Below are 845 nucleotides of genomic sequence, written 5' to 3' on the forward strand. Positions count from 1 at the left end.
AGTCTATCCACGTTTTTGTTGGTTCTATCCACGTTTTCGGCGAGTCTATCCACGTTTTTGTTGGTTCTATCCACGTTTTCGGCGAGTCTATCCACGTTTTTGTTGGTTCTATCCACGTTTTCGGCGAGTCTATCCACGACTTGATGGTTCTATCCACGATTTCGCCTTTCTATCCGTCGATTCGACTCTTCTTTCAGTCACTCTGATTTCTTTCCGTCGCCTTGGTTTTTCTTTCCGTCGCTCTCGCCCTTCTATCCGTCGATTCGACTCTTCTTTCAGTCACTCTGATTTCCATCCGTCACCTTGGTTCCTCTTTCCGTCACTCTGACCTTTTTATCCGCCGCTTTCGCCTTTCTATCCGTCGTTCTGATTTCTATCCGTCACCTTGGCTCTTCTTTCCATCGCTTTGACGGCTCTATCCACGATATGAGCTGTTCTATCCACGATTTGACGGTTCTATCCACGACTTCGACGAGTCTATCCACGATTTGAGCGAGTCTATCCACGATTTGACGGTTCTATCCACGTTTTGGGCTGTTCTATCCACGACTTCGACGAGTCTATCCACGATATGGGCTGTTCTATCCACGATTTGACGGTTCTATCCACGTTTTGGGCTGTTCTATCCACGACTTCGACGAGTCTATCCACGATTTGAGCGAGTCTATCCACGATTTGACGGTTCTATCCACGTTTTGGGCTGTTCTATCCACGACTTCGACGAGTCTATCCACGATATGGGCTGTTCTATCCACGATTTGACGGTTCTATCCACGTTTTGGGCTGTTCTATCCACGACTTCGACGAGTCTATCCACGATTTGAGCGAGTCTATCCACGATTTTA

The organism is Lysinibacillus sp. NPDC056959 (genome assembly GCF_042674095.1).
GTDB lineage: Bacteria > Bacillota > Bacilli > Bacillales_A > Planococcaceae > Lysinibacillus > Lysinibacillus zambalensis.